Raw genomic sequence first — 24,451 nt, 5'->3', positions numbered from 1 at the left:
TCGGCGCGTTTGGCCTTTTGCTCTGCGCGTAGTCCCTTGTAGTCCACGGCTTTAAGAACTTTGTCGAGTGCGGTTTGGTAGTCACCCGAGTCGAACTCAAACCCGAAGGCGCTTTTGTAGGGGAACTGTTCTTTTTTGACGAAGTTCTTGGCGCGGATCTCCGCCTTGTCCATCCCCAATTTTTGCGCCAGCACGTCAACCATGCGCTCGATCAGGTACACGGCTTCGGTCACGCGGAAGGAGCAGCGGTACGCCACACCGCCAGGGGCCTTATTGGTGTAAACACCTTTGACGCTGGCGTGTGCCGCAGGAATGTCGTAAGAGCCAGAGACGATGTGGAACATGCCGGCAGGAAACTTGGTGGGGTCGGCACAGGCGTCAAATGCACCGTGGTCAGCCACCACATTCACACGCAGACCAGTGATCTTGCCATCGGCTGTGGCGGCCAATTCGCCGTCCATGTGGTAGTCGCGGGCGAATCCAGTGCTCGAGATGTTTTCGATGCGGTCTTCGACCCACTTAACCGGGCGGCCCAGCACGATGGAAGACACGATGGCGCAAACATAGCCGGGGTAGATCGGCACTTTGTTGCCAAAGCCACCACCGATGTCGGGGCTGACGATACGCACTTTAGATTCAGGAATCCCCGACAGCATGGACACCACGGTGCGCACAATGTGCGGAGCCTGGGAGGTGATGAAGGTGGTCAACTCTCCCTTGACCGGGTCGAATGAGGCCACGCAACCGCAGGTCTCAAGCGGGCAGGGGTGCACGCGCGGGTAGTACATGTGTTGCGACACCGTCACTTCGGCTTTGTCAAAAGCGGCGTCGGCAGCGGCCTTGTCGCCCGCGTCCCAAGTGAAGATGTGGTTATGGTGCTCACGCTTGCCGTGGGCGCCTTCGGTCTTGCCGGCCAAGTCGTCGCGGATGACCGGTGCGCCAGGCTGCAGCGCGGCGTAGGGGTCCATCACCACGGGCAATTCTTCGTACTCCACTTCTACGGCTTCTACGGCGTCAGCCGCGATGTAGCGGTCGTCTGCGATGACGATGGCTACTTCTTGCATTTGGAAGTGAACCTTTTCGTCGGCCAACACGGCGGCCACATCACCAGCGAGGGTGGGCATCCAGTGCAGCTTCAAAGGCTTCAAGTCGTCGGCGGTCAGCACCGCGTGTACACCAGGGATGGCCAAGGCGGCTGCCTTGTTGATTTTGACGATGCGGCCGTGGGCGATGGGGCTGCGCACGATGTCCATGTGCAACATGCCGGGCATCTTGATGTCATCGACATAATTGCCCTTGCCTTGGATGAAACGGGCGTCTTCTTTGCGCAGGCGCGAGGCGCCCATGCCAGCCAACGCGAGTTCGCGGGCTTCTACAGTCAGTACCGGTGCGTTCATGTGTGTCTCCGATCAAATAAGGGTGTGCTTTAAGCCGCGACAGGCTCTTGCAATTTTTTGGCGGCGTACTGGACGGCTTTGATGATGTTTTGGTAGCCCGTGCAACGGCACAAGTTGCCGCTCATGCCGTGGCGAATTTCGTCTTCGCTGGGGTTGGGGTTTTCGTGCAAAAAGCGGTAGGCGCGCATCAGCATGCCAGGGGTGCAAAAGCCGCATTGCAAACCGTGCTCTTTGTAAAAGCCTTCTTGCACCGCATGCAACACACCTTTGTTGGCAAGACCTTCGACAGTTAGCACTTCCGAGCCGTCGCACTGAATCGCCAGATGGGTGCAGGACTTGACCGATTGGCCGTCGATGTCCACCGTACAAACACCGCAGTGGCTGGTTTCACAACCAATGTGCGCGCCTGTGAGGTTGAGTTCTTCGCGCAAAAAGTGGATCAGCAGTGTGCGCGGCTCAACCGCTTTTTCTTCTTTCTTGCCGTTGACGGAGACGGTGATGAGTTTTTTGGTCATTGTGTATTCCTTGAATTTAAGCGCACAGCGCCCAGGCTTTGTTGAGGGCGCGTTTGACCATTTCACCGGCCATGGCGGTCTTGTATTCGATGTCGCCGCGCAAGTCTTCAGCGGGGTTGCAAATAGCGATGGCTGCTGCCACTGCTGCTTGTACATTGGCCGCGTTGAAGGGCTTGTTCAGCAAAGCCGCTTCGGCAGCTTCAGCGCGCAGTGCAGTGGGTGCGACATTGGTCAGGCCAATGCGCACATGGCTGACTTGGTCGCCCTTTTTGCGAATGACCACCGCGCAACCGGCGGTCGCCCAGTCGCCGGTTTTGCGTTTGAGTTTTTCGTAGGCGTAGCCTGTGCCGTGCGCAAAAGCGGGCACGCGGATTTCGCACATGACCTCGTTTTCTTCCAGTTGGGTCATGTAGGTACCCAGGAAAAAGCCGTCGGCGGCCACGGTTCGGCGACCCTTGGGACCTTCGAGCACAAAAGAGGCTTCGATGACGAGGGACAGCGCTGGGTGATCGTTGCCGGGGTCGCCGTGAGCAATATCGCCGCCGATGGTGCCGCGGTTGCGCACCTGTGGGTCGGCAATCAGTTTGGCCGCTTCGCATAACAACGGCACTTTGGCTTGCAAAATGGGCGAGCTGATCAACTCGTTTTCCACTGTCATCGCGCCGATCACGACCGTGCCACCTTCTTCGCGAATGCCCCTGAGTTCGGGGATGCGGTTGATGTCGATCAAATGTTCGGGCTGGGCAAAACGCAATTTCATCATGGGCAGCAAGCTGTGGCCGCCAGCCAGCAACTTGGCGTCTGAGCCCAATTGGCCTAGCAAGGCAACCGCCTCACCGACTGTTTTGGGCGCGTGGTATTCAAAACGCGGTGGGATCATCAAAAGTCTCCTATGGTTTTGTTTAAAAAGCAGATAATTAGTATGGTGCAGAATGCTACATTGCGCAATTGAGAGACTCTTTAAGGTATTTCAATTGTTATTCTAATTGATGCAGTGTAACAATTTTTTAAAAACTATATAGCTATTCTAGGCTTTTGAATTTTTTTCCACCTAGGGAATGTACTGCCCAAAGCAAGGAGTACATCCCCAAGCTACTAAACTCAAAAAGGCTTAACTGATGCCCAGTGGTTAACTCAAGCGCGCGACTTCTGCACGCCACACTAGGACAGATTGGCTATTTTGACCTTTGAGAATCAAGCGGGTCTTGCCGCTTTAGATTAAATGAATAAAACTTCCCCTTGGCCTACTGAAGAATTTCATAAGGCTGGCATTCTTTATGCTTTGCATAAATTGATTGGTTGATCTCTTGACATTCAATTTTTATTGAACCTTTCAAATCAGGTCAAACGAGACAACCAATCACTCATTTTGAAACTTAAATAACTAATAAAAGCAGAGGTGTAGCGGAACAGACCAACATTGATCGGAAGGGGTAAGTGTCATGGATACTTCATTTGCGCTTCGAATTGATGCTAACGGCAAGCATTGGGGTGGCAATAATTCGCCACAGGGTGACAAGCAACAGCGTCGTCGTCAAAAATTACAGGCTTTGCTTCAAAGCTTGAAAGCGGGAGAGTTAGATGCTGCCAGACTGGCTTTTACGGCCTTGGTTAATTTCGATCCCACTGTTTCCGCTGATCCCTATCTGAACAAGCTGGGTGCTGCTTTGCAAAGCAGCAATTTATATGCAGCGCAACACTTTGGCTTGGAATTGCAAAATCGTGGTTGGCAGTTGCAATCCAACAAATTATTGGATGACGGTCATCAAACTTCGAAAAGGTCTGCTTCATTAGATAGTGATTCAGGAATCCAAAGAATTGACCTATCTGCTTAAAACACTATTTCAACTACATAAAAAAATAAAAGTAGATGATGATTTGCATTCGCCGCCAACCATCTGCTCTACCTATTTGACCGCCTACCCACGCCATCGAGCACAAAGAATTCTTTCCCTAGATCATGCTGATGAGTTGTGAATCTGGAAATTGCCTTAAACGTCTATATTCCTAGCTCCTCAAGCTGAAACCCAATCGCTTGCCACCGGAGTTAACAGGAAAGCGTCAGGGATCCTGTAGCCACTGACAAATAGGTCGCCACTGCAGCAAGTCTTTCTCCACCTTGCTGGGGGTGATGTCAAACATGCTCAAACCGTGCGCGGCCAAATGCAAATAGTGCTGGGTATCGCGCAAATAGCCCACGATGGGAAGCTCCAGCGTGTCCATGAACTGGCGCAGCTTGTTAGCCGCCAAAGTGCGCTCATCCACCCGCATACCCACCACGCCCACCTTAGAGCGGCTGTTGCGAGTGATTTCCCGCAGCTTGGTGAGAAACGTTTGTGCGGCGTACATATCAAAAATACTGGGCATGATGGGCACAATGATTTTGTCGGCACGTCCCAGCACTTCTTTGAAGCGCCAACCGTCCAAACCTCCAGGTGTGTCGATCACGATATGGGTGGTGCCCTTGGGCGGTTTGGCAGTCAGCACCAAGTCGGCTTGCAATTCCCACGTGGTGATGCGAGTCACGGTGTCGGGACGCAGACTCAGCCACAAGCGCGAAGACTGCTGCACATCGGCGTCCCCGAGCATCACGGCATGACCAAGCGAAGCAAAGAAACCCGCGACATTGGTCGATAAAGTGGATTTGCCAGCCCCGCCTTTGGGGTTGGCGATGACAATCACTGGCATATCAGGAAATCTCCCAGCCCCTGTCGCTGTTGCAGTAGGTTAAGGCTTGGTTGTACAAAGCGGTGCCACCAGTGCGTCCTGCGGCAGCCAAGAAATGTGTTTGCAGGGGCATCATATCGTTGGAGCGGGCGCAATCAAAGCCATTGTTTTTGGCCCCGTTGAAATACAACACAACGCGACCGTTGGATTTGACGCTGCGTTGTCTAGCTGTTAGAAAACCCACCGCACAAGCGCCAGAGCAAATTTGTCCTTCGGTGACCACGGCCTGAGCACCATAGCGAGCCAAAATTTGGCCCAACTCGATACCCAAAATAGGTTTGCCACCGTTGGAATTGAGGTAGACCTGTGGTGGCACTCGCTGGCCTTGGCGGTTGATGCATTGCGACAAATTATGCATATGTGCTTCCAAGCTTTGCAAACTGACAGGGTCGATGGAGCCAGACAGTTCAACGATATCCATGCTGCCTCTGGCGCAGCTGTCGTGGCGCAAGAGGCTGTGACGCGTCTCAAAGGTTTGGCCTTGGGTTGAGCCCAGCACCGTTATTTTATTTTGCGCAAAACCAAAGCTATTCGAACCCAAAATCACTTGATGTGGGATGGGCGCCGAGGGTGAGGCCATCGGCCCATTGACGGCACAGGCCACCAAACCTAGCAAAAACAAGGCGGACCATAGGGTTTTAAGTCTTTTCATGCAGCAATCCTGATCGGAAACATCCGTGATGGGGGTGTTCTATTTTCGGAATTTGGAGGCAAAACTTGAGTCTTGGTCAGTGTTGGCTTGTCTTTGACTCTCAAAGCTTGATGAATCTTTAATTCTTTGGGGTTATTCCATAGGGTAGGTGGGTTTTTAGAATGACCAAATTCTCTTTATCCCATCATCAAAAGGTCATTCATGAAAAAAATCATTACAGCAGTGTGTTTGTTGGTCAGTTTCTCTGCCATGGCTGAGTGGGTGTTGGTGACAGAAAACGAGTATGGTACAGGCCTGTTTGTCGACCCAAACATTAAGAAAACTGGCGCTTTGCGCATGTTTTGGCATATCCAAAACCTCAAGCAACCCGACAAACAAGGCGATATGTCTTACCGCGGTGTGTGGCAATACGACTGCCAAGAAAGCCGTCAACGCAATATGCAGGTAGCTGGTTACCCTGGCCCCATGGCCACAGGTCAAAAGTCCGACGAAGCCTACCAACCCAGTGACTGGGTCGCCATTGGCGGCGACCCCAGCAGCCAGGCCATGTACAAATACGTCTGCGCTTTGTAAAACTTCAGTTAACGAAGGTCGCTACTGGCTTGCCTTTTTCCACGAAGTAGGTAGCCAAAATCTTGCCCTTGGTGCTGCCTGAGTTAAGCGCATCGTGGATGGTATTGGCGGGGACCATGAAAGCGTCGCCAGCCTTTACCGTTTTGGGTTCTTGACCGTCAACACGTATTTCAAATTCGCCTTCTAAGACATAACCCAACTCTTCGCCAGGGTGGGTATGGCGGCCGGCAAAGATGCCTGGATCGAATTCTGCACGCGCTTGCACTCCCATGCGCCCAGGCACACTCAGCTCATGCGACTGCAAAGCCACACGGGTAAAGCCAGGCTTTTGGGCTGACACCAAGCCCATCACACCCGCACCAATGATGCACACCAAAAACGTTGAAGCTTTCATGCTGATACTCCTAAGGGTTGGAACTTACTTAACCACCATCAAGGTGAAGGGGAACACATAGGCTTGCAGGGTAACCAAGATACCGACCAAGCAGGCCAAAGCGATGGAGTGGAAAAACACATAGCGAAGAATATCGCCTTCGTGGTTGAACCAACGTGTGGCGGTGGAGGCCACCACAATGGACTGTGCGTCAATCATCTTGCCCATCACGCCGCCCGAGCTGTTGGCCGCGCCCATGAGGTTGGGCGACAAGCCCAGTTGTTCAGCCGCGACTTTTTGCATACCGCCAAACAGCACATTGGAAGCCGTGTCAGAGCCCGTCAGCGCCACGCCCAACCAGCCCATCAAAGTGCCAAAGAAGGGGTAGAAGACGCCGGTGTTGGCAAAGGCCAAGCCCAAAGTGGTGTCGGTGCCCGAGTAACGGGTGAGGTAGCCCAGCGCCAGCATCAACACAATGGTCAGCAAAGAATAGCGAACAAGCCACAAAGTGGAGAAGAAAATACGGACCATATTGATCGGGTTGTATTTCATGACCAAGCCGCCCACGATGGCCGACAGCAAAATACCGGTGCCTGTAGAGGACAGCAGATTGAGTGTGTAGATGGCACTTTCGGTTTTAGGAACAGGCACCACCGGCGGCATTTTTTCAATCAGGTTGTGCAAACCATCCATGGGAAATTGTGGAGCGAACAAACTGTTGAGAAAACTTTTGACAGCGGGTTGTCCCCAAATAAAGATGAACACGGTGAGGATGGCCCAAGGCATCCAAGCGCGGATGATGGCGTCACGTGAATGAACCGTGACAGCGCGAGGTGCTTGCGCTTGGCCGCCTGTTGTTTCATGACCTTTCAATGACACCGAGGTCCAAATGGTTTTGGGCTGCCAAAAGCGCAGGAAAGTAACCAAGCATGCCATGCTGACAACCGCGGCAATGATGTCGACCAATTCAGGGCCAATGAAGTTGGAAACCAAGAATTGCATGATGGCAAAACTCAGGCCGGTGACCAAAATTGCAGGCCATATATCCCACATGGCACGCCGCCCTGCGAAGGCCCAGATGAGCCAAAACGGCACCAGCAAGGAGAAGAACGGCAATTGGCGACCCACCATCATGGAGACGGCCATGGCGTCGTAGCCATGCACCTTGGCCAAGGTAATGATGGGGGTACCCAAGGCGCCAAAGGCGACAGGGGCAGTATTGGCAATCAGCGACAAGCCTGAGGCGGCCAAGGGTGAAAAACCCAAACCAATCAAAATAGCTGCAGTCACCGCCACTGGGGTACCAAAACCTGCTGCACCTTCAAAGAAAGCACCAAACGCAAAGGCGATCAACAGTAACTGCAAACGGCGGTCTTCGGTGATGCCAGCAATCGAGTCTTGCAACACCTTGAAGCTGCCGTTTTGCTCTGTCAGTTGGTGCAAAAAGATGATGTTGAGCACAATCCAGCCAATAGGCAGCAAGCCATTCAGGCCACCATAGAGGGCGGCACTGGCCGCCATATCGCTGGGCATACCATAAACAGCTATAGCAATCACCAAAGCAGCAAGCAAGCCCGCACCTGCGGCAATGTGCGCCTTCATGTGCAAAAAGCCCAAGCCGACCAACATCACCACCACGGGCACGGCTGCCAACAAAGTAGACAAAAGCATATTGCCTAAAGGATCGTAAATTTGTTGCCAAACCATGGGGTAGTCTCCGATACGAGTAAAACAAAAATTATAGGAAGATAGGATCAAGGGTTTTCCCTCTCGTTACTCTTTGGAGACATGCATGATCGAACGCACACTTTTCAGTCCAGAACATCAAGCTTTTCGCGACAGTTTTCGCCGTTTCATGGCAGAAGAAATTGCGCCCCACCACGCCGCTTGGGAAGAGCAAGGCTATGTGGACAAGAAGGTGTGGGGCAAGGCCGGTGCTTTGGGGTTTTTGTGTATGACCCAACCCGAGAACTGTGGCGGTTTTGGTGCAGACAAGCTGTATTCCATCATTCAGATGGAGGAACTGAGCGCTGCAGGTTTTAGCGGCATAGGCTACGGTTTGCACACTGAAATCGTCGCCCCCTATATCCAGCACTACGGAACTGAGACACAAAAGCAGCGCTATTTGCCCGCTATGGCTCGCGGCGATATGGTGGGCGCCATTGCCATGACTGAACCGTCGGCAGGCAGTGATTTGCAAGGCATCAAAACCACGGCCATGGCGCAATCCGATGGCTCGTTTGTGCTGAGCGGCAGCAAAACTTACATCACCAATGGCTGGCACTCGGACTTGGTGATAGTGGTTGCCAAAACCAACCCTGCAGCAGGGGCCAAGGGAACCAGCCTGTTCTTGCTGGAGGGCGCAATGCCAGGCTTTACCAAAGGCAAGCCGCTGAAAAAATTGGGTCTCAAGGCGCAAGACACCTGCGAACTGTTTTTCGACAGCGTGCGTTTACCCGCTGAGGCTTTGTTGGGCGGCGAGGCCATGCTCAACAAGGGCTTTATTTGCCTGATGGAGCAGTTGCCTTGGGAGCGTTTGCAAATTGCCATTGGCGCAGTGGCGGCATCCCAAGCCGCCATTGGTTGGACCTTGGACTATGTCTTGCAACGCCAAGTCTTTGGCCAAGCCGTGGCGGCGTTTCAGCACACACGTTTCACCTTGGCCGAGCTGCAAACCGAGGTACAAATTGCGCAGGTATTTGTCGACAAATGCACCGAGTTGCTGCTGCAAGACAAGTTAGATACGGCCACCGCCAGCATGGCGAAATATTGGTGCACCGATTTGCAATGCAAGGTGATGGACTCTTGTGTGCAGTTGCATGGCGGTAACGGCTACATGTGGGAGTACCCCATCACCCGCGCCTATGCCGATGCAAGGGTGCAGCGCATTTACGGCGGAACCAACGAGATCATGAAAGAGGTGATTGCCCGCAGTTTCGTCAAATAGCGGTGCTTAGCTGATAACGAACTGGTGAAAACCAAACTCGCCAGTGGCGCGGTCAGCGTAAAAAGCCTTCAAAGTCTCGCGAACGGTGCGAAACGCCAAGTCGTCCCAAGGAATGTCGGCTTCTTCAAACAGTTTGGCCTCCATGGTTTCATGGCCGGGGTTGAACTGATCGCTCAGCAGTTTGGCGCGGAAGAAGAAATGCACCTGACCCACTTTGGGCACATCGATCACGGTGAAAAGCGCTTGCATCTCAATGTCTGCACCGGCCTCTTCGTCGGTTTCACGGGCTGCGCCCTGCGCCAAGGATTCGTGCAATTCCATGAAACCGGCAGGCAAAGTCCAAAAACCTTTGCGCGGCTCGATATTGCGTTTGCACAGCAGCACCTGCGTTCCCCACATCGGGATGGTGCCCACCACGTTGAGCGGGTTGTCGTAATGCACCGTGTGGCAAGCAGGGCAGACCGCTCGCAAACGGGTGTCGCCGTCGTCGGGCAAGCGCATCAGAACCGCGGCGCCGCAGTTTCGGCAATGTTTGACAGGGTTTTTTAGCAAGGGGGGCTCTTTGGGGGGGCGATCTTGGGAGTGAGGGTAGCGATTAGGCTGTCGCTTCCAAAGCCCTTCAAAAAGCTTATCCTATGCCCATGAAGCTTTACTCTTTCTTTCGGTCTTCCGCCTCGTTTCGGGTTCGTATCGCTTTGGCTTTGAAGGGACTGAGCTACGACTACGTGACCGTGCACTTGGCCAAAGGTCAGCAGTTACAAGACGACTTTGCTGCGGTCAACGCCGATGCCTTGGTTCCGGTGTTGGAAGTGGATGGCTTGCGACTTACCCAGTCCATGGCCATCATGGAGTACTTGGATGAAAAATACCCGCACCCCGCCCTTATGCCTGCCGATGCCTTGGGAAGAAGCCGTGTCCGCGCTTTGTCACATTCCATTGCCTGTGAAATTCACCCCTTGAACAACCTGCGGGTTTTGAAATACCTCACCGCAACCTTGAGGTTGGACGAGGCCACCAAAAACACTTGGTACCACCACTGGGTGCGCTTGGGTCTGGAGGCATTTGAAAAACAACTGCATCACCCAGCCACAGGGCGCTTTTGCCACGGCGATCAACCCAGCATGGCCGATTGCGTGTTGGTGCCGCAAATTTTCAATGCCAACCGATTCAAGGTGGACTTGAGCGGACTAGACCGCACTTTGCAAGTGTTTGACGCTTGCATGGCCTTGACGTCCTTCCAAGTTGCCCAACCCTCTGCCTGTCCCGACTTTGAAGCCTGACAGCTTGCCCGTGTTGCCTCAGTGGTCAGGGGCTAAAGTGTTTTGCACCATCCGCAAAGGGGGATCTTCACTGCCGCCCTACGACAGCTTCAATCTGGGCGACCATGTGGGCGACGACCCGCAGGCAGTTTTCAACAACCGCCAGTTGCTGTCTTTTCAGTTGAAACAACGCACTGTGTTCATGCGGCAAGTGCACGGCAACGTCGTGTCACAGTTGCACCACGACACGCCTGATGGTCAACAAGCCGACGCTTGTTTTACCAGCGAAGCAGGTGTTGCTTGCACCATCATGGTGGCCGACTGCTTGCCTGTTCTTTTTTACAGTCCTGCCAAGAAAGTGGTGGCTGCCGCCCACGCAGGCTGGCGAGGCTTGGCCGGCATGTCAGGACAGGTCGGTGTGTTGGAGGCAACTCGCCGGGCTTTGCGCAGTTGCTCTGCTTTAGAAGATGTGAAGGTTTGGCTGGGTCCATGCATAGGCCCGCAGGCATTTGAGGTGGGCGAAGATGTGCGCCAAGCCTTTATGACCCAAGACCCTTTGTGTGCCTTGGCGTTTCAGCCTTTGGCAGCCAGTGGCCAGTACCTGTGCGATTTGGCGCAGTTGGCGCGTCTTCAGTTAGCCAAGTGGCCTGTCGCTTCCATCGAAGGCAATGACAGCACACCTTCTTGGTGCACCTTTTCTAATCCAGGGGTATTTTTTTCCTACCGACGAGATGGCGTCACAGGGCGTTTTGCAGCAGGCATCGGTTTATTGGACTGATTGGAAGTTTCTTGTAAGAGCTTTGGCATAAGATGGCTTTAAAGTCACATCCTACTTGCCATGCCCACACCTCCAAGCTCCCTTTGGGACAACAGCACCGAGTCTTTAGTCGCCGCCGCCAAGTCATTTCAGGAGATGGCCGCTCAGCACATGCCGTCTGTGCCGCAGATGAATTTCCACACCGACAAAATCGCCCAGCTGCAATCGACTTATGCCCAAGAGGCCATGACCTTGTGGCAAGAGGGCTTGCAAAACAACCCCAAGCTTAAAGACCGCCGATTTGCCGCCGAGCCTTGGCAGCACAACCCCGTGTCGGCTTTTTCGGCAGCCATGTATTTGCTCAATACCCGCACCATGATGGGTTTGACCGAGGCCTTGGACACTGACGACAAAACCAAAGCGCGTATCCGTTTTGCAGTGGAGCAATGGGCAGCTGCCTCAGCCCCCAGCAATTTTTTGGCCTTCAATGCCGAGGCGCAGCAAAAAGCCATAGACACCAAAGGCGAGAGCATTGCCCAAGGTTTACAAAACATGCTGCACGATTTACAGCAAGGCCATGTGTCCATGACCGACGAAAGTCTGTTCGAGGTGGGCAAAAACGTCGCTACCACCGAGGGTGCAGTGGTATTTGAAAACGAGTTGTTTCAACTGCTGGAATACAAACCCCTCACACCCAAGGTATACCAGCGGCCGTTTTTGTTGATCCCTCCTTGCATCAACAAGTTTTATATCTTGGACTTGCAACCGGCCAACTCGCTTATCCGCTATTCGGTAGCCCAAGGGCACCGCACCTTCGTGGTCAGTTGGCGCAACCCCGATGCATCCATGGCGCAAACCACCTGGGATGACTATGTGGAAAAAGGCGCTATGCAAGCCATCGAGGTAACGCGCCAAATTGGCAATATGCCGCAAATCAACGCCTTGGGTTTTTGCGTGGGCGGCACCATCCTTAGCAACGCTTTGGCGGTGTTGGCTGCTCGTGGCCAAGACCCTGTAGCCAGCGCCACCTTGCTGACCACCTTGGTCGATTTTGCAGACACAGGTGTGCTCGATGTGTTTATTGATGAAGCTTTTGTCAAATTTCGCGAAGCCCAGTTTTCTGAAGGCGGTTTGATGGCCGGCCGCGATATGGCCCAAACCTTCAGTTTCTTGCGCCCCAATGATTTGGTGTGGAACTACGTGGTGGGTAACTACCTCAAAGGTGAAACACCGCCACCTTTCGATTTGCTCTACTGGAACAGCGACGCCACCAATTTGCCTGGTCCCATGTACACCTGGTACTTGCGCAACACCTACCTTGAAAACAACTTCATCAAGGCGGGCAAAGCAACAGTGTGCGGCGAGCAAATCGATATGCGCCGTGTGGACACGCCTTTGTATATTTATGGCTCACGTGAAGACCACATCGTGCCTATTGATGCCGCTTACGCTTGTACCCAAGTGTTTCTTGGTCCTAAGCGGTTTGTGATGGGGGCTTCGGGTCATATTGCGGGGGTCATCAACCCCCCCGAGGCTAAAAAGCGCTGCTATTGGACGGGCAAAGACAGCCAGTTTCCCAATCAGTTTGCCGACTGGAGCGGCAAAGCTCAGGAACACGCTGGCAGTTGGTGGCCCGACTGGTCGACTTGGCTGAAAAAACATGGCGGCCAGCAAGTGGCTGCACCCAAGAAATACGGTCGCGGTGAGTACAAGTCCATCGAACCCGCCCCTGGGCGCTATGTCAAAGCGCGTGCCTAGAGGCACCTACACTTATTTGAAACAACCACAGGAGTTAACACCATGAGTCAAAAAATCGCCTACGTCACCGGTGGTATGGGCGGCATAGGCACCGCCATTTGCCACCGCTTGCACAAAATGGGCTACAAGGTCATTGCCGGTTGCGGTCCTAGCCGAGACTTTGACAAATGGCTGGGCGAGCAAAAGGCTTTGGGCTACACGTTTTATTCTTCTGTGGGCAATGTGGCCGACTGGGCTTCCACCACCGAAGCTTTTTCTAAAGCCGTGGCCGAGCATGGCCCCATTGATATCTTGGTGAATAACGCCGGCATCACCCGCGACCGCATGTTCTTGAAGATGACTGTGGACGATTGGAAGGCGGTGATTGACACCAATTTGAACGCCATGTTCAACGTCACCAAACAAGTGGTGCCTGGCATGGTGGAAAAAGGCTGGGGTCGCATCATCCAAATTTCCTCGGTGAATGGCGAAAAAGGCCAATCAGGCCAAACCAATTATTCTGCCGCCAAAGCTGGCATGCACGGCTTCACCATGGCCTTGGCGCAGGAAATGGCCAACAAGGGCGTGACCGTCAACACCGTCAGCCCTGGCTACATTGGCACCGATATGGTCAAAGCCATCAAGCCCGAAGTGCTGGATAAAATTGTCGCCACCATTCCCGTCAAGCGTTTGGGTACGCCTGAAGAAATTGGCTCCATCGTCGGCTGGTTGGCGGGTGACGAGTCAGGCTTTACCACCGGCGCAGACTTTTCCTGCAACGGCGGTTTGCACATGGGTTAAGGGTGAAAACCTTTCGCATCGCCTGTATCCCAGGCGACGGGATAGGCAAGGAAGTCATTCCTGCCGGTCAGCAAGTCCTGCAAGCCTTGGGCAAACATCAACCCGCTCTGCGCTTTGCCTTCACCCAGTTTGACTGGGGAGGTGACTGGTACCGCGCCCACGGCGAAATGATGCCTGCCGACGGTCTGCAAGCTTTGCGTGAACACGACGCGATTTTGTTTGGCTCGGCAGGCGACCCCGACATTGCCGACCACATCACCTTGTGGGGCTTGCGCCTGAAAATTTGCCAAGGCTTTGACCAGTACGCCAACGTTCGCCCGATCCGCATCTTGCCGGGCATCGATGCGCCCTTAAAGCGCTGCACCCCCGCGCAACTTAACTGGGTTATCGTGCGGGAAAACTCCGAGGGTGAGTACGCAGGCATGGGTGGGCGTGTGCACCAAGGCCACCCCATAGAGGTGGCCACCGATGTGTCCATTCTTACCCGCACTGGTGTGGAGCGCATCATGCGCTATGCGTTCGGGTTGGCGCAATCGCGTCCGCGCAAGTTGCTGACGGTGGTCACCAAGTCCAATGCCCAGCGCCACGCCATGGTGATGTGGGATGAAATTGCCCAGCAAATCAGCTTGGAGTTTCCCAATGTTGACTGGGACAAAGAGTTGGTTGACGCCGCCACTGCACGCATGGTCAACCGCCCTGAATCTTTAGACACCTTGGTCGCAACCAATTTACACGCCGACATCTTGAGCGATTTGGCTGCGGCTTTGGGTGGCAGTTTAGGTATCGCCCCGACCGCTAACATTGACCCCGAACGGCGCTACCCCTCGATGTTTGAGCCCATCCATGGCTCGGCGTTTGACCTCATGGGAAAGGGCTTGGCCAACCCGATTGGCACTTTTTGGAGTTGCGTGATGATGCTCGAACACTTGGGGGAACCGCTGGCAGCGGGGCGCATCATGCAAGCGATTGAACAGGTTACTGGAAACCCCGCTTTGCACACCCGTGACTTAGGCGGGCAAGCCACCACGGCGCAGGTGACAGAGGCGGTATGCAAGGCTTTGCAAGCGCAAGGTCAAATGTAAACAAGGACACAGTGCATGAAAGCAGCTTGGTACGAAAGCAATGGCGAAGCCAACGACGTGATGCAAGTTGGTGAGCGGCCCACACCGCAAGCAGGTTCTGGCGAGGTGAGGGTGAAGTTGCACACCTCGGGCGTCAATCCCTCGGATGTGAAGTCTCGTCGAGCCAGACCCTTGGGTGGCCCTTACATCATTCCCCACAGCGACGGCGCGGGTGTCATCGACCAAGTGGGTGCGGGCGTGTCTGCTTCTCGCATGGGCGAGCGGGTTTGGACTTGGAATGCCCAGTGGCAACGCCCAGACGGTACCGCCGCTGACTACGTGGTTTTGCCCTCGGCCATGGCAGCGCATTTGCCCGACAACACCTCTTTCGAGGCGGGTGCTTGCATGGGCATCCCAGGTCTGACTGCCTTGCAAGCTGTGCGTTTGGCGGGGAACGTGAAAGGCAAACAGGTTTTGGTGACCGGCGCATCATCTGCCGTGGGTCACTACATCACCCAAATGTTGTCGCACGCAGGTGCCCAGGTGCTGGGTACCGTGGGCAATGAGGCCAAAGCAGCTCACGCCAAGTCGGCAGGGGCCAGCCACACCTTGTTCTACAAAAACGGCCACACTGTAGAAGAGGTGAAAACCTTGACGCAAGGGCAGGGCGTGGACGTGGTGATTGACATGGACTTTTCCACCACCGCGGCTTGGTTGGCGCAAGGCATTTTGAAGCACCACGGGCAACTGGTGTGCTATGGATCTAACCCGCCACCCGACATCAGCATTGCTTTTCGCGCCATGCTGTTTGGTTCGTTCAATTTGAAATTTTTCTTGGTCTACGACTTGCTGCCCCCAGACCGTGTGGCGTGCGTTGACACTTTGAACGCCATGTTGACAGCGGGCCAGTTGCAGCACACCTTGTTGCCCGCCTTCCCCCTTGACCAAGTGGTGCAAGCCCACGAACTGGTGGAAGCGGGTCAGTCGATAGGCAATGTGGTGCTCGCCATGGCGCATTAAAGCAAGGCGTGCAGGTCAATGAAACCCACTGTTGCCATTTTTTTGCACCACCCTGTTTGTTCTACCGATTCTGTTAACGGCGTGATTGCAGCCATGTCGGCCATGGCCCATATCAAAATTTTCACCAAGCACAAGGCGGAAGACGGTTTTTTCAAAGATGTGGATTTGGTCGTTTTCCCGGGCGGCGACGGTGAAGCAACGGCGTTTCGCGCTGCTCTCAAAAATAACCTCAACGATATACACGGCTTCATGCAACGCGGGGGTAAATACCTTGGCATTTGCATGGGCGCTTATTGGGCGGACGCCTACTACTTCAATTTGCTGCAAAGTACCCGCTGTGTCCAGTACATCAAGCGCCCACGTGCAGACATTCGGTCTTCTTACGGAACGGTGGCCTCGGTGAAATGGCGGGGACAGGATAAGCGCATGTATTTTTACGACGGACCGACCTTCTTGGGCGGTTCGTTTCAAACCATTGCCAGTTACGCCAATGGCGACCCCATGGCGGTGGTGCAAGGGTCGGTAGGTTTGGTCGGTTGTCACTTGGAGAGCCAGCAGCATTGGTACAGCAAGAAGGTGTTGCAACCGCATTGGCATCAAAATACCCACCATCCCCTGCTGTGGCAGTTTGTGGCTCACCATTTGCTGCAGACCCAGCAAATGCAGTTGTTTTAATGCCAAGCGAAAACACCCCTTTGAAACTCACCCTAGCGCTGCGTCACCGATTAAGCGTCGCCCCCATGATGGACTGGACCGACCGGCATTGCCGGTATTTCCACCGTCTGCTGTCGCGCCATGCCTTGCTCTACACCGAGATGGTGACCACCGGCGCTTTGCTGCATGGCGATGTGTCGCGCCACCTCGATTTCAACCCTGAAGAACAGCCCGTCGCTTTGCAATTGGGGGGGAGCGAACCGGCCGACTTGGCCCGTGCCGCTAAGCTGGGCGAGCAATGGGGCTACGGCGAAATCAACCTCAACTGCGGTTGTCCCTCAGAGCGGGTGCAGCGCGGCGCGTTTGGCGCTTGCTTGATGGCCGAGCCAGCCTTGGTGGCCGATGGTGTCAAAGCCATGCGCGATGCAGTCAGCATTCCTGTCACAGTCAAGCACCGCATTGGTATTGACAAAGTGCAGAGTTACGACTTTGTGCGCGACTTTGTGGGAACGGTGTCAGAAGCGGGCTCTGAGCTGTTCATTGTTCATGCCCGCAATGCATGGCTGCAAGGCATTTCGCCCAAGGAAAACCGCGAATTACCGCCTTTGAAACCCGACTGGGTTTTGCGCTTGAAGCAAGACTTTCCAGCTTTGAAATTTGTGATCAATGGCGGCATCACCACAACCGAGCAATTGCGCCAGCACCTTGCCAACTTGGACGGTGTGATGGTGGGGCGTGAGGCCTATCACAACCCTTGGTTTTTGTCTGAGTGGGACGCTTTGTTGGGGCAAACAGCTTGCAACTTAAGTGTGGATGAAGTGCAAGCGCAGATGGTGGACTACATGGCGCAGCAAGCTGTGAAGGGCGTGCCTTGGTTTGCCGTTTCACGCCATATGCTCGGTTTGCGCCACGGCCAGCCCGGTGCACGCAAATGGCGTCAGGTCTGGAGTGATCACCGCTTGAAACACCTGCCCGTGCGAGAGGTTGCTGTCTTAGCAAACAAACAATTGGGGTCAGATCCCAATTAATTAATCAGCGATGCCACCGACCACTTGGCTGAAGCCGCCATCCACATAAGTGATTTCAGCGCTCACGCCTGCGGCCAAATCGGAGAGCAAAAAAGCAGCCACATTCCCCACGTCGTCGATAGTCACGTTGCGGCGAATCGGCGAGTTGGCGGCCACCACATCCAAAATCTTGCCAAAGCCTTTGATGCCTGAAGCCGCCAAAGTTTTGATGGGACCCGCGCTGATGCCATTGGCCCGCATGCCGCGGTTGTGGCTGCCCAGCGACTCTGCCAAATAGCGCACCGAGGCTTCCAGCGATGCCTTGGCCAGTCCCATGGTGTTGTAGTTGGGCACGGTGCGCAAAGCGCCCAAATAGCTCAAGGTCAGCAAGGCGGCGTTGTCGTTCAAATGCGGTAAAAAAGCTTTGGCCATGGCGGGAAAGCTGTAGGCGCTGATGTCGTGGGCAATGGCAAAGGCTTCGCGGCTCAAGCCTTCCAAAAAATCGCCCGCAATGGCCTCGCGTGGCGCAAAACCGATGGCATGGACAAACCCATCGAACTTAGGCCAAACGCCAGCCAAGCCGCTGACCAATGCGGCGATTTGCTCGTCATTTGACACATCACAGTCAAACACCAGTGTGGAGCCAAAATCAGCGGCGAATTCGGTGATACGCTCCTTGAATCGCTCGCCTTGGTAGCTAAAAGCCAGCTCTGCACCCTGCGCATGGCAGGATCTGGCAATGCCGTAGGCGATAGACCGGTTGGACAACACGCCAGTGATCAACAATTTCTTGCCGGCTAAAAACCCTGTTTTTGGCTGCATTTCGAGCCCTCCTGAAAAATCTTGCAGAATTGTCGCATGCGAACTTTTTTTCTTTGCCTAGGGCTGCTGCTTTGTCCCAGCCTATGGGCGGCCCATGCTTATGCCCAGTTTGGGGATATCAAGTACCCCGAGGGCTTTAGCCATTTCAGCTATGTCAACCCCATTGCCCCTAAAGGCGGTGAAATTGCCATGGTCTCGCCCAGTCGAGCATCTAGTTTTGACAAATACAACCCCTTCACCTTGAAAGGCACAGCGCCCCCTGGCCTTGGCAGCCTCATGCTCGAGACTTTGCTGACCGGCAACAGCGACGAACCCACCACCGCTTACGGTTTGCTGGCCGAAGATGTGAGCGTGGCCAAAGACAAACTGTCGGTCACCTTCCGTCTCAACCCCTTGGCACGTTTTCACAATGGCGACCCCGTGCTGGCCTTGGATGTGAAGTATTCGTTTGATCGCCTCACCAGCAAAGAGGCCGCGCCGCAATTTCGCACCTACTTCAGCGAAGTGGCCAGCGTGGTAGTGGTGTCTGAGCGCGAAATTCGTTTCAATTTCAAACGCGCCAATGCGGAATTGCCGCTGATTGTGGGCAGTATGTCAGTATTTAGCCATCAATGGGGGGCTGACAAGCCCTTTGACAAAATCATCACAGAGGTACCCATTGGCAGCGGCCCTTACAAATTGGGTCAAGTCGATTTCGGTAAAGATATTCAGTATGTGCGAGACAACAACTATTGGGCCAAAAACCTGAATGTGCGTAAAGGCATGTTCAATTTCAACCGCATCAGCTACCGACTCTACAAAGACACCACTGCCCAATTTGAAGGTTTCAAAGCTGGCGAGTTCGACTACATCCAGGCCTTTGTGGCCCGTGAATGGGCAAGGGGCTACAAGGGCAAGCTGTTTGACAACGGCACCCTCATCAAAAAAGAGTTGCAGCACGGCAATGCGGGCGACTTCCAAGGCTTTATGTTCAACACCCGTTTGCCCAAATTCAAAGACGCTAGGGTGCGACAAGCCATAGGCTTGGCCATGGACTACGAATGGATGAACCGTCAACTCTTCTACCAAGCCTATACCCGTGTGCGTGGTTATTTTGTTGGCAGCGACTTTGAAGCCAAAGACCTGCCCGATACCGATGAGTTGAACTTGCTTGAACCCATGCGTGACAAGCTTGACCCTGCCATCTTTACCCAAGCCGTGCCCTTGCCGCCGGTTACCAGCCTTGACCCCGCCTCTGGCCACAGCTTGCGTGACCATTTGCGACTAGCCCGTGATTTGTTGGCCCAAGCGGGTTGGACTTACCGTGAAGGCGCTTTGCGCAACGAGAAGGGCGAGCCTTTCACCATCGAGTTTTTGGACAACTCGGGCTCCATGGGGCGAGTCGTCACGCCTTACGCAAAAAACCTTGAAAAGCTGGGCTTTAAAGTGGTCTACAAAGTGGTGGATTTCGCAGTTCTGCAAAAGCGCATGGATGTCTTTGACTTTGAGCTCATCAGCAACCGTATTGGCGGCAGCGAAGCACCTGGCACCGAGCTGCTTGAGCGCTTTGGCTCCAAGTCGGCAGACACCGAGGGGTCTAGCAACATCATTGGCGTGAAAGACCCTGCCGTGGATGCTCTCTTGGACAAAGTTGTGGCAGCGCAAACCCGTGGGCAATTGGTGGCGGCTTGCAAAGCCTTAGACCGTGTGCTGCGCCACGGCCACTACAGCGTGCCACATTGGTATGGCAGTGTGCATCGGGTGTCATGGCGAGCCGGGCGCTTTGAGCAACCTAATATCACCCCCCGCTATTACCAGCCCGAGAGTTGGATTCAATCCACCTGGTGGGCTACACCCGCCAACTTTGCTGGAGAGCGTTGACATGTTTTTGTATATCGTGAAGCGCTTGTTGCTGATGATTCCAACCTTGTTCGGTATTTTGTTGCTGACCTTTGCTGTCATCCAGTTTGTCCCAGGTGGACCCGTTGAGCAAATGGTGGCGCAACTCCAAGGGCGTGACAGCGGCGGCGAGGGTGCAGCCGCCAGCGGTGCGGGTTACCGTGGCCGCCAAGGAGTGGATGCGGCGCGTATTGAAGAAATTAAACAACTCTATGGCTTTGACAAACCCGCCCACGAACGCTTTGTGCAAATGCTGGGCCAATTTGCACGTTTCGATTTAGGCAAAAGTTTTTTCTACCCCAAAGATGTTTGGCAACTGGTGAAAGAAAAACTGCCCGTCTCCATCAGCTTGGGGCTATGGACGTTTTTCTTGAGCTATTTGGTGTCGGTGCCGCTGGGCATTGCCAAGGCGGTGAGGGCGGGTACCCGTTTTGACACGCTCACCAGTTTGGTGGTGTTGGTGGGCTACGCCATCCCCGGCTTTGTGTTGGGCGTGGCCTTGCTGGTAATCTTTGGTGGGCAGTTGCAATGGTTCCCCTTGCGCGGACTCACCTCGGCCAACTGGGAAACCTTGAGCTGGGGTGCCAAGGTGGTGGATTATTTATGGCACATCGCTATGCCCATCACAGCCAGTGTGCTGGGCGCATTTGCCGTCACCACCATGCTGACAAAAAATGCATTTCTTGAGGAAATCGGCAAGCAATATGTCTTGACGGCCCGTGCCAAAGGGTTGAGTGAGAACAAGGTGCTGTGGAAGCATGTGATGCGCAACGCTTTGATACCTTTGGTCACCGGTTTTCCTGCGGCTTTCATTGGCTCTTTCTTTACTGGATCATTGTTGATCGAGACCTTGTTTTCGCTGGACGGCTTAGGGCTGCTCAGTTTCGAGAGCGTGATGCGGCGTGACTACCCCGTGGTACTGGGCACTTTGTATTTGTTCACCCTGATTGGTTTGGTCACCAAGCTCATCAGTGACCTGTGTTACGTGTGGGTAGACCCCCGCGTGAAGTTTGATTGAACCCCATGGCGACTGTTTCTCTTTCCCCTTCAGCCATTGCGTGGAAGCGCTTTAAGCGCAACCGCCTGGGTTTTGTCAGCTTGCTGCTGTTTTCATTGCTGTTTGTCATGAGTTTGGCGGCCGAGTTGGTCAGCAACGACAAACCCTTGGTCGCCAGTTACCAAGGCAAGCTGTATTTCCCCATTTGGCACAACCCACCCGAGACCGAGTTTGGCGGCGACTTTCAAACCCCTACCGACTACTTAGACCCGTTCATTCGCCAGCAATTTGCCCAAGCGGGCAATTGGGCGGTTTACCCACCCAACCCTTACCACCACAGCACCCTGAATTACTTCGCCAAAGAACCCAACCCTGCGCCGCCTTCAGCAGACAACGTGTTGGGCACCGATGACCGAGGCCGTGATTTGTTTGCAAGGTTGCTCTACGGTTTCAGGGTGTCGGTGTTGTTTGCTTTGGCCTTGACCATCACCGGCACATTTTTAGGTGTGGTGACGGGAGCAATACAAGGTTTTTTTGCCGGCAAAACCGACTTGGCTTTTCAGCGCTTTATTGAAATTTGGGGTGCTATGCCTGAGTTGTATTTGTTGATCATTTTTTCTGCGGTGTTTGAACCAAGTATTGCCTTGCTGCTGATCTTGCTGAGCATGTTCGGCTGGATGGGCTTGTCCGACTATGTACGAGCCGAGTTTTTGCGTAACCGCCAGCTGGACTATGTGCGAGCTGCCCGCGCTTTGGGCTTGTCCAACTGGGCCATCATTTGGCGACATATCTTGCCCAACAGCATGACGCCCGTCGTCACGTTTTTGCCGTTTCGCATGAGCGCGGCGATTTTGGCGCTGACCAGCCTTGACTTCTTAGGATTGGGCGTTCCCCCAGGAACGCCTAGCTTGGGCGAGTTGCTGTCGCAAGGCAAAACCAATATTGACGCTTGGTGGATTTCGCTCTCCACCTTCGCGGTGCTGGTCATCACCTTGTTGCTGCTCACCTTCATGGGCGACGCCTTGCGTGACGCATTGGACCCACGCAAACTGCATCAGGAGACTCAGCCATGAGCACCCTGCTGAAGGTGGAAGGCTTGCACCTGTCGTTTCAAGGGCGAGAGGTGGTTCATGGTGTGTCTTTTGAAATAAAGGCTAGAGAAAAGCTAGCGCTGGTGGGCGAGTCGGGGTCTGGCAAAACCGTCACTGCTTTAAGTCTGTTGGGTTTGGCCCGAGGCGCTTGGGTGCGCGGCAAAGCAATGTTTGAAGATGCGGATTTGCTCAGCATGAGCGAGGCGCAACTTCGTGAGGTACGCGGCGGCGATATCACCATGATCTTTCAAGAACCCATGACAGCGCTCAACCCGCTGTTCTCTATTGGTGACCAAATTGCTGAGGTCTTGCAACTCAAACGTGGCATGTCTGCCTCTGACGCTTGGCAACACACCATCGAACTGCTGACCGATACCGGCATTCCTGAGCCTGAACGACGAGTCAGCAGCTTTCCCCACCAACTGTCAGGCGGTCAGCGTCAACGCGCCATGATCGCCATGGCTTTGGCGGGAAACCCCAAGCTGCTTCTGGCTGACGAACCCACCACCGCGCTGGATGTGTCGCTGCGCCAGCAAATTTTGGATTTGCTCGACAGCCTGCAAGAAAAGCACGGCATGGCGATTTTGCTCATCACCCACGACCTGAACATGGTGCGACGCTTTGCCGACAAGGTGGTGGTGCTAGAAGGTGGCTATGTGGTGGAGCAAGGTGAGGTGTCGCAGGTGCTTGCCAAGCCATTCCATCCTTACACCAAAAAACTGGTCAACAGCCAACCCACGCGCAATGTCCTCGCGGCCAATCCGCTTTCGCCTGTGGTGATTCAAGCCAAAGGAATACGTGTGAGCTACCCCGTGCCACGCAGTGGATGGCGCGGTTGGTTTGGCAGCGCTGAATTTGTGGCGGTGCATGGCTTGGACTTTCAATTACGTGCGGGACAAACGCTGGGCATCATTGGTGAATCGGGTTCTGGCAAATCGTCTTTGGCCTTGGCCGTTTTGAATTTGATTGCGTTTCGGGGCAGTCTGACCATAGACGGACAAGCTTGGAGCTCCAATGCAGGCGCTGATTTAAACCTTCGCCAAGCGGTGCAGGTGGTGTTTCAAGACCCGTTTTCATCCTTGTCGCCGCGTATGACGGTGGAGGAAGTCGTGGGGGAGGGCTTGCGTTTGCACCACCCCGACATCGCCCCTTTGACCTTGCAATCGCAGGTGCTGGCCGCATTAACCGAGGTCGGCTTGGACGAGGTGCAGTTCCCTGGCCTTTTGGCACGGTACCCCCACGAGTTTTCGGGTGGACAACGTCAGCGCATCGCCATAGCCCGCGCCCTGATCGTGAAGCCACGGGTGCTCGTGCTGGATGAACCGACCAGCGCTTTGGATGTCACCATTCAAAAACAAGTGCTGGATTTATTGCAAGGACTGCAACGTGAACGCGGCTTGAGCTTCATCTTGATCAGCCACGATATGGACGTGGTACAAGCCATGGCGCACCAAGTGATAGCCCTCAAGGATGGCCGCGTCGTAGAAACTTAATATTCGCAATATTCGGAAAATATTCGGGGTCAGATCCCAATTAAGTTACAATGTGTCAAAGAAAGACAACGGGCGGAAATCCCAACCGCCCGTTTTTTTTGGTCGGACGAAAAGCGGTTGCATTGCAAAACATCATTGAACAAACGGTTGTCGGTCTGGGTTACCAGCTTGTAGACATTGAGCGCTCGGCCGGTGGCTTGTTGCGCATCACTATCGACAAAGTCTGGCAGGCAGGTGTCACCGAGCAGTTCATCCAAGTGGAAGATTGCGAAAAAGTCACCCGCCAGTTGCAATTTGTGTTGGAAGTTGAGCAAACGGCCTACAGCCGCTTGGAGGTGTCCTCGCCAGGCATTGACAGGCCGCTGAAAACCGAGGCTGATTTGGCTCGTTTTTGTGGCGAAGTGATTGATATCACGCTCAAAGCACCTATGGGGGCTGCCGCTGCAGGATTGGTTTCGGCCAACCGCAAGAAATTTCGGGGTGTATTGGAGGTCACAGATACCCCCCAGACCTGGCAAATCACGTGGCGTGATGAGCCTGTCAGCAAACCCGGAATGCGAGTTGCCAAGGTCAAAAAAGATTTGCCGGTTCAGGCTTTGCAGTTCACCTTGAGTGAATTGCGTGAAGCTCGACTGGCACCGATTGTGGATTTCAAAGGCCGTAGGCCTGCAGAGAAGAGGAGTAACTGAT

At 54.2% G+C, this 24,451-nt stretch carries 25 protein-coding genes; 16 read left to right on the top strand and 9 right to left on the bottom strand.

Annotation, left to right across the window (positions count from 1 at the left end; all coding sequences use genetic code 11):
* The 3 genes from AC9UEO_RS09975 to AC9UEO_RS09965 all read right to left on the bottom strand — a co-directional run.
* The coding region (locus AC9UEO_RS09975; RefSeq protein WP_509532658.1) for a molybdopterin cofactor-binding domain-containing protein at positions 1-1,397 on the bottom strand (1,397 nt) is incomplete at its 3' end.
* Between the two features lie 29 nt (positions 1,398-1,426).
* Complete coding sequence (locus AC9UEO_RS09970) at positions 1,427-1,912, bottom strand: (2Fe-2S)-binding protein (RefSeq protein ID WP_414015982.1); 486 nt, start codon at positions 1,910-1,912, stop codon at positions 1,427-1,429.
* A gap of 16 nt (positions 1,913-1,928) precedes the next feature.
* Positions 1,929-2,792 (bottom strand): FAD binding domain-containing protein, encoded by an 864-nt coding sequence (locus tag AC9UEO_RS09965; RefSeq protein ID WP_509532655.1) that lies wholly within the window; start codon positions 2,790-2,792, stop codon positions 1,929-1,931.
* A gap of 562 nt (positions 2,793-3,354) precedes the next feature.
* Here AC9UEO_RS09965 and AC9UEO_RS09960 point away from each other — a divergent pair.
* Positions 3,355-3,747 (top strand): hypothetical protein, encoded by a 393-nt coding sequence (locus tag AC9UEO_RS09960; protein ID WP_509532653.1) that lies wholly within the window; start codon positions 3,355-3,357, stop codon positions 3,745-3,747.
* Between the two features lie 226 nt (positions 3,748-3,973).
* Here the strand turns inward: AC9UEO_RS09960 and AC9UEO_RS09955 are convergent, their stop codons facing one another.
* Together AC9UEO_RS09955 and AC9UEO_RS09950 are read right to left on the bottom strand one after the other, a co-directional pair.
* The gene (locus AC9UEO_RS09955) at positions 3,974-4,600 is read right to left on the bottom strand and encodes a ParA family protein (protein ID WP_509532650.1); all 627 of its coding nucleotides are present in this window, start codon (positions 4,598-4,600) and stop codon (positions 3,974-3,976) included.
* 1 nt (position 4,601) lies between these two features.
* Positions 4,602-5,291, bottom strand: coding sequence for a hypothetical protein (locus AC9UEO_RS09950; RefSeq protein WP_509532647.1), 690 nt, complete (start codon positions 5,289-5,291; stop codon positions 4,602-4,604).
* A 201-nt stretch (positions 5,292-5,492) separates the two neighbouring features.
* Here AC9UEO_RS09950 and AC9UEO_RS09945 point away from each other — a divergent pair, with 201 nt between their 5' ends.
* On the top strand, positions 5,493-5,864 hold the full coding sequence (locus AC9UEO_RS09945) for a surface-adhesin E family protein (protein WP_509532644.1): 372 nt from the start codon (positions 5,493-5,495) through the stop codon (positions 5,862-5,864).
* Between the two features lie 4 nt (positions 5,865-5,868).
* Here the strand turns inward: AC9UEO_RS09945 and AC9UEO_RS09940 are convergent, their stop codons facing one another.
* Both AC9UEO_RS09940 and AC9UEO_RS09935 read right to left on the bottom strand, forming a co-directional pair.
* On the bottom strand, positions 5,869-6,258 hold the full coding sequence (locus AC9UEO_RS09940; RefSeq protein WP_509532642.1) for a cupin domain-containing protein: 390 nt from the start codon (positions 6,256-6,258) through the stop codon (positions 5,869-5,871).
* 24 nt (positions 6,259-6,282) lie between these two features.
* Positions 6,283-7,944 carry an L-lactate permease gene (locus AC9UEO_RS09935; RefSeq protein WP_509532639.1) on the bottom strand — a complete coding sequence of 554 codons (1,662 nt, stop codon included), beginning with the start codon at positions 7,942-7,944 and terminating at the stop codon, positions 6,283-6,285.
* Between the two features lie 85 nt (positions 7,945-8,029).
* Between AC9UEO_RS09935 and AC9UEO_RS09930 the strand changes: the two genes are divergently transcribed.
* Complete coding sequence (locus AC9UEO_RS09930) at positions 8,030-9,184, top strand: acyl-CoA dehydrogenase family protein (protein WP_509532637.1); 1,155 nt, start codon at positions 8,030-8,032, stop codon at positions 9,182-9,184.
* Positions 9,185-9,190: 6 nt separating this feature from the next.
* Here AC9UEO_RS09930 and AC9UEO_RS09925 read toward each other — a convergent pair whose 3' ends face one another.
* Positions 9,191-9,736 (bottom strand): NUDIX hydrolase, encoded by a 546-nt coding sequence (locus AC9UEO_RS09925; protein WP_509532635.1) that lies wholly within the window; start codon positions 9,734-9,736, stop codon positions 9,191-9,193.
* Between the two features lie 89 nt (positions 9,737-9,825).
* Between AC9UEO_RS09925 and maiA the strand changes: the two genes are divergently transcribed.
* From maiA to dusA, 8 genes are read left to right on the top strand one after another with little or no spacing between them, the layout of a single operon-like run.
* The gene (gene maiA, locus AC9UEO_RS09920) at positions 9,826-10,464 is read left to right on the top strand and encodes a maleylacetoacetate isomerase (protein ID WP_509532632.1); all 639 of its coding nucleotides are present in this window, start codon (positions 9,826-9,828) and stop codon (positions 10,462-10,464) included.
* Positions 10,465-10,474: 10 nt separating this feature from the next.
* Entirely contained in the window at positions 10,475-11,221 is a 747-nt protein-coding gene (gene pgeF, locus AC9UEO_RS09915) for a peptidoglycan editing factor PgeF (RefSeq protein ID WP_509532664.1), read from the top strand.
* Between the two features lie 60 nt (positions 11,222-11,281).
* The gene (locus AC9UEO_RS09910; RefSeq protein WP_509532629.1) at positions 11,282-12,958 is read left to right on the top strand and encodes a PHA/PHB synthase family protein; all 1,677 of its coding nucleotides are present in this window, start codon (positions 11,282-11,284) and stop codon (positions 12,956-12,958) included.
* A gap of 42 nt (positions 12,959-13,000) precedes the next feature.
* Entirely contained in the window at positions 13,001-13,738 is a 738-nt protein-coding gene (gene phbB, locus AC9UEO_RS09905; protein ID WP_509532626.1) for an acetoacetyl-CoA reductase, read from the top strand.
* Positions 13,739-13,740: 2 nt separating this feature from the next.
* Positions 13,741-14,820 carry a tartrate dehydrogenase gene (locus AC9UEO_RS09900; protein WP_509532624.1) on the top strand — a complete coding sequence of 360 codons (1,080 nt, stop codon included), beginning with the start codon at positions 13,741-13,743 and terminating at the stop codon, positions 14,818-14,820.
* 15 nt (positions 14,821-14,835) lie between these two features.
* A complete protein-coding gene (locus AC9UEO_RS09895; protein WP_509532621.1) occupies positions 14,836-15,819 on the top strand; it encodes an NADPH:quinone reductase in 984 nt (327 codons plus the stop codon).
* 18 nt (positions 15,820-15,837) lie between these two features.
* On the top strand, positions 15,838-16,494 hold the full coding sequence (locus tag AC9UEO_RS09890) for a BPL-N domain-containing protein (RefSeq protein ID WP_509532618.1): 657 nt from the start codon (positions 15,838-15,840) through the stop codon (positions 16,492-16,494).
* A complete protein-coding gene (gene dusA / locus AC9UEO_RS09885) occupies positions 16,494-17,501 on the top strand; it encodes a tRNA dihydrouridine(20/20a) synthase DusA (protein WP_509532615.1) in 1,008 nt (335 codons plus the stop codon). Before AC9UEO_RS09890 ends, dusA begins: the two co-directional genes overlap by 1 nt.
* Here the strand turns inward: dusA and fabI are convergent, their stop codons facing one another.
* Positions 17,502-18,302 carry an enoyl-ACP reductase FabI gene (fabI, locus tag AC9UEO_RS09880; protein ID WP_509532612.1) on the bottom strand — a complete coding sequence of 267 codons (801 nt, stop codon included), beginning with the start codon at positions 18,300-18,302 and terminating at the stop codon, positions 17,502-17,504.
* Positions 18,303-18,338: 36 nt separating this feature from the next.
* Here fabI and AC9UEO_RS09875 point away from each other — a divergent pair, with 36 nt between their 5' ends.
* The 5 genes from AC9UEO_RS09875 (at position 18,339) to rimP (ending at position 24,450) form a co-directional block, all read left to right on the top strand.
* Positions 18,339-20,162: an extracellular solute-binding protein gene (locus AC9UEO_RS09875; protein ID WP_509532609.1), complete on the top strand. Its 1,824-nt coding sequence runs from the start codon at positions 18,339-18,341 to the stop codon at positions 20,160-20,162.
* Position 20,163: 1 nt separating this feature from the next.
* On the top strand, positions 20,164-21,198 hold the full coding sequence (locus AC9UEO_RS09870; RefSeq protein ID WP_509532607.1) for a microcin C ABC transporter permease YejB: 1,035 nt from the start codon (positions 20,164-20,166) through the stop codon (positions 21,196-21,198).
* A 5-nt stretch (positions 21,199-21,203) separates the two neighbouring features.
* Entirely contained in the window at positions 21,204-22,250 is a 1,047-nt protein-coding gene (locus AC9UEO_RS09865) for an ABC transporter permease (protein WP_509532605.1), read from the top strand.
* Positions 22,247-23,761 carry an ABC transporter ATP-binding protein gene (locus AC9UEO_RS09860; RefSeq protein WP_509532603.1) on the top strand — a complete coding sequence of 505 codons (1,515 nt, stop codon included), beginning with the start codon at positions 22,247-22,249 and terminating at the stop codon, positions 23,759-23,761. The genes AC9UEO_RS09865 and AC9UEO_RS09860 overlap by 4 nt, the downstream gene beginning before the upstream one ends.
* A 98-nt stretch (positions 23,762-23,859) precedes the next feature.
* A complete protein-coding gene (gene rimP, locus AC9UEO_RS09855) occupies positions 23,860-24,450 on the top strand; it encodes a ribosome maturation factor RimP (protein WP_509532601.1) in 591 nt (196 codons plus the stop codon).
* The last annotated feature ends 1 nt before the right edge of the window (position 24,451 follow it).

This window comes from Limnohabitans sp., assembly GCF_040401495.1.
In the GTDB taxonomy this organism is placed as follows: domain Bacteria; phylum Pseudomonadota; class Gammaproteobacteria; order Burkholderiales; family Burkholderiaceae_C; genus Limnohabitans.
The sequence above is the reverse complement of the archived record's forward strand: the minus strand, read 5'-3'. Positions and strand labels throughout refer to the sequence as shown.

Excerpts from the sequence above, each read along its gene's own strand:
- AC9UEO_RS09955 (WP_509532650.1), bottom strand. The coding sequence starts at position 4,600 with ATGCCAGTGATTGTCATCGCCAACCCCAAAGGCGGGGCTGGCAAATCC.
- AC9UEO_RS09965 (WP_509532655.1), bottom strand. The coding sequence starts at position 2,792 with ATGATCCCACCGCGTTTTGAATACCACGCGCCCAAAACAGTCGGTGAG.
- AC9UEO_RS09930 (WP_509532637.1), top strand. The coding sequence starts at position 8,030 with ATGATCGAACGCACACTTTTCAGTCCAGAACATCAAGCTTTTCGCGAC.
- AC9UEO_RS09935 (WP_509532639.1), bottom strand. The coding sequence starts at position 7,944 with ATGGTTTGGCAACAAATTTACGATCCTTTAGGCAATATGCTTTTGTCT.
- phbB (WP_509532626.1), top strand. The coding sequence starts at position 13,001 with ATGAGTCAAAAAATCGCCTACGTCACCGGTGGTATGGGCGGCATAGGC.
- AC9UEO_RS09875 (WP_509532609.1), top strand. The coding sequence starts at position 18,339 with ATGCGAACTTTTTTTCTTTGCCTAGGGCTGCTGCTTTGTCCCAGCCTA.
- fabI (WP_509532612.1), bottom strand. The coding sequence starts at position 18,302 with ATGCAGCCAAAAACAGGGTTTTTAGCCGGCAAGAAATTGTTGATCACT.
- AC9UEO_RS09865 (WP_509532605.1), top strand. The coding sequence starts at position 21,204 with ATGGCGACTGTTTCTCTTTCCCCTTCAGCCATTGCGTGGAAGCGCTTT.
- AC9UEO_RS09960 (WP_509532653.1), top strand. The coding sequence starts at position 3,355 with ATGGATACTTCATTTGCGCTTCGAATTGATGCTAACGGCAAGCATTGG.
- AC9UEO_RS09940 (WP_509532642.1), bottom strand. The coding sequence starts at position 6,258 with ATGAAAGCTTCAACGTTTTTGGTGTGCATCATTGGTGCGGGTGTGATG.
- AC9UEO_RS09890 (WP_509532618.1), top strand. The coding sequence starts at position 15,838 with ATGAAACCCACTGTTGCCATTTTTTTGCACCACCCTGTTTGTTCTACC.
- AC9UEO_RS09860 (WP_509532603.1), top strand. The coding sequence starts at position 22,247 with ATGAGCACCCTGCTGAAGGTGGAAGGCTTGCACCTGTCGTTTCAAGGG.
- AC9UEO_RS09945 (WP_509532644.1), top strand. The coding sequence starts at position 5,493 with ATGAAAAAAATCATTACAGCAGTGTGTTTGTTGGTCAGTTTCTCTGCC.
- AC9UEO_RS09895 (WP_509532621.1), top strand. The coding sequence starts at position 14,836 with ATGAAAGCAGCTTGGTACGAAAGCAATGGCGAAGCCAACGACGTGATG.
- AC9UEO_RS09870 (WP_509532607.1), top strand. The coding sequence starts at position 20,164 with ATGTTTTTGTATATCGTGAAGCGCTTGTTGCTGATGATTCCAACCTTG.
- maiA (WP_509532632.1), top strand. The coding sequence starts at position 9,826 with ATGAAGCTTTACTCTTTCTTTCGGTCTTCCGCCTCGTTTCGGGTTCGT.
- AC9UEO_RS09950 (WP_509532647.1), bottom strand. The coding sequence starts at position 5,291 with ATGAAAAGACTTAAAACCCTATGGTCCGCCTTGTTTTTGCTAGGTTTG.
- AC9UEO_RS09970 (WP_414015982.1), bottom strand. The coding sequence starts at position 1,912 with ATGACCAAAAAACTCATCACCGTCTCCGTCAACGGCAAGAAAGAAGAA.
- dusA (WP_509532615.1), top strand. The coding sequence starts at position 16,494 with ATGCCAAGCGAAAACACCCCTTTGAAACTCACCCTAGCGCTGCGTCAC.
- AC9UEO_RS09910 (WP_509532629.1), top strand. The coding sequence starts at position 11,282 with ATGCCCACACCTCCAAGCTCCCTTTGGGACAACAGCACCGAGTCTTTA.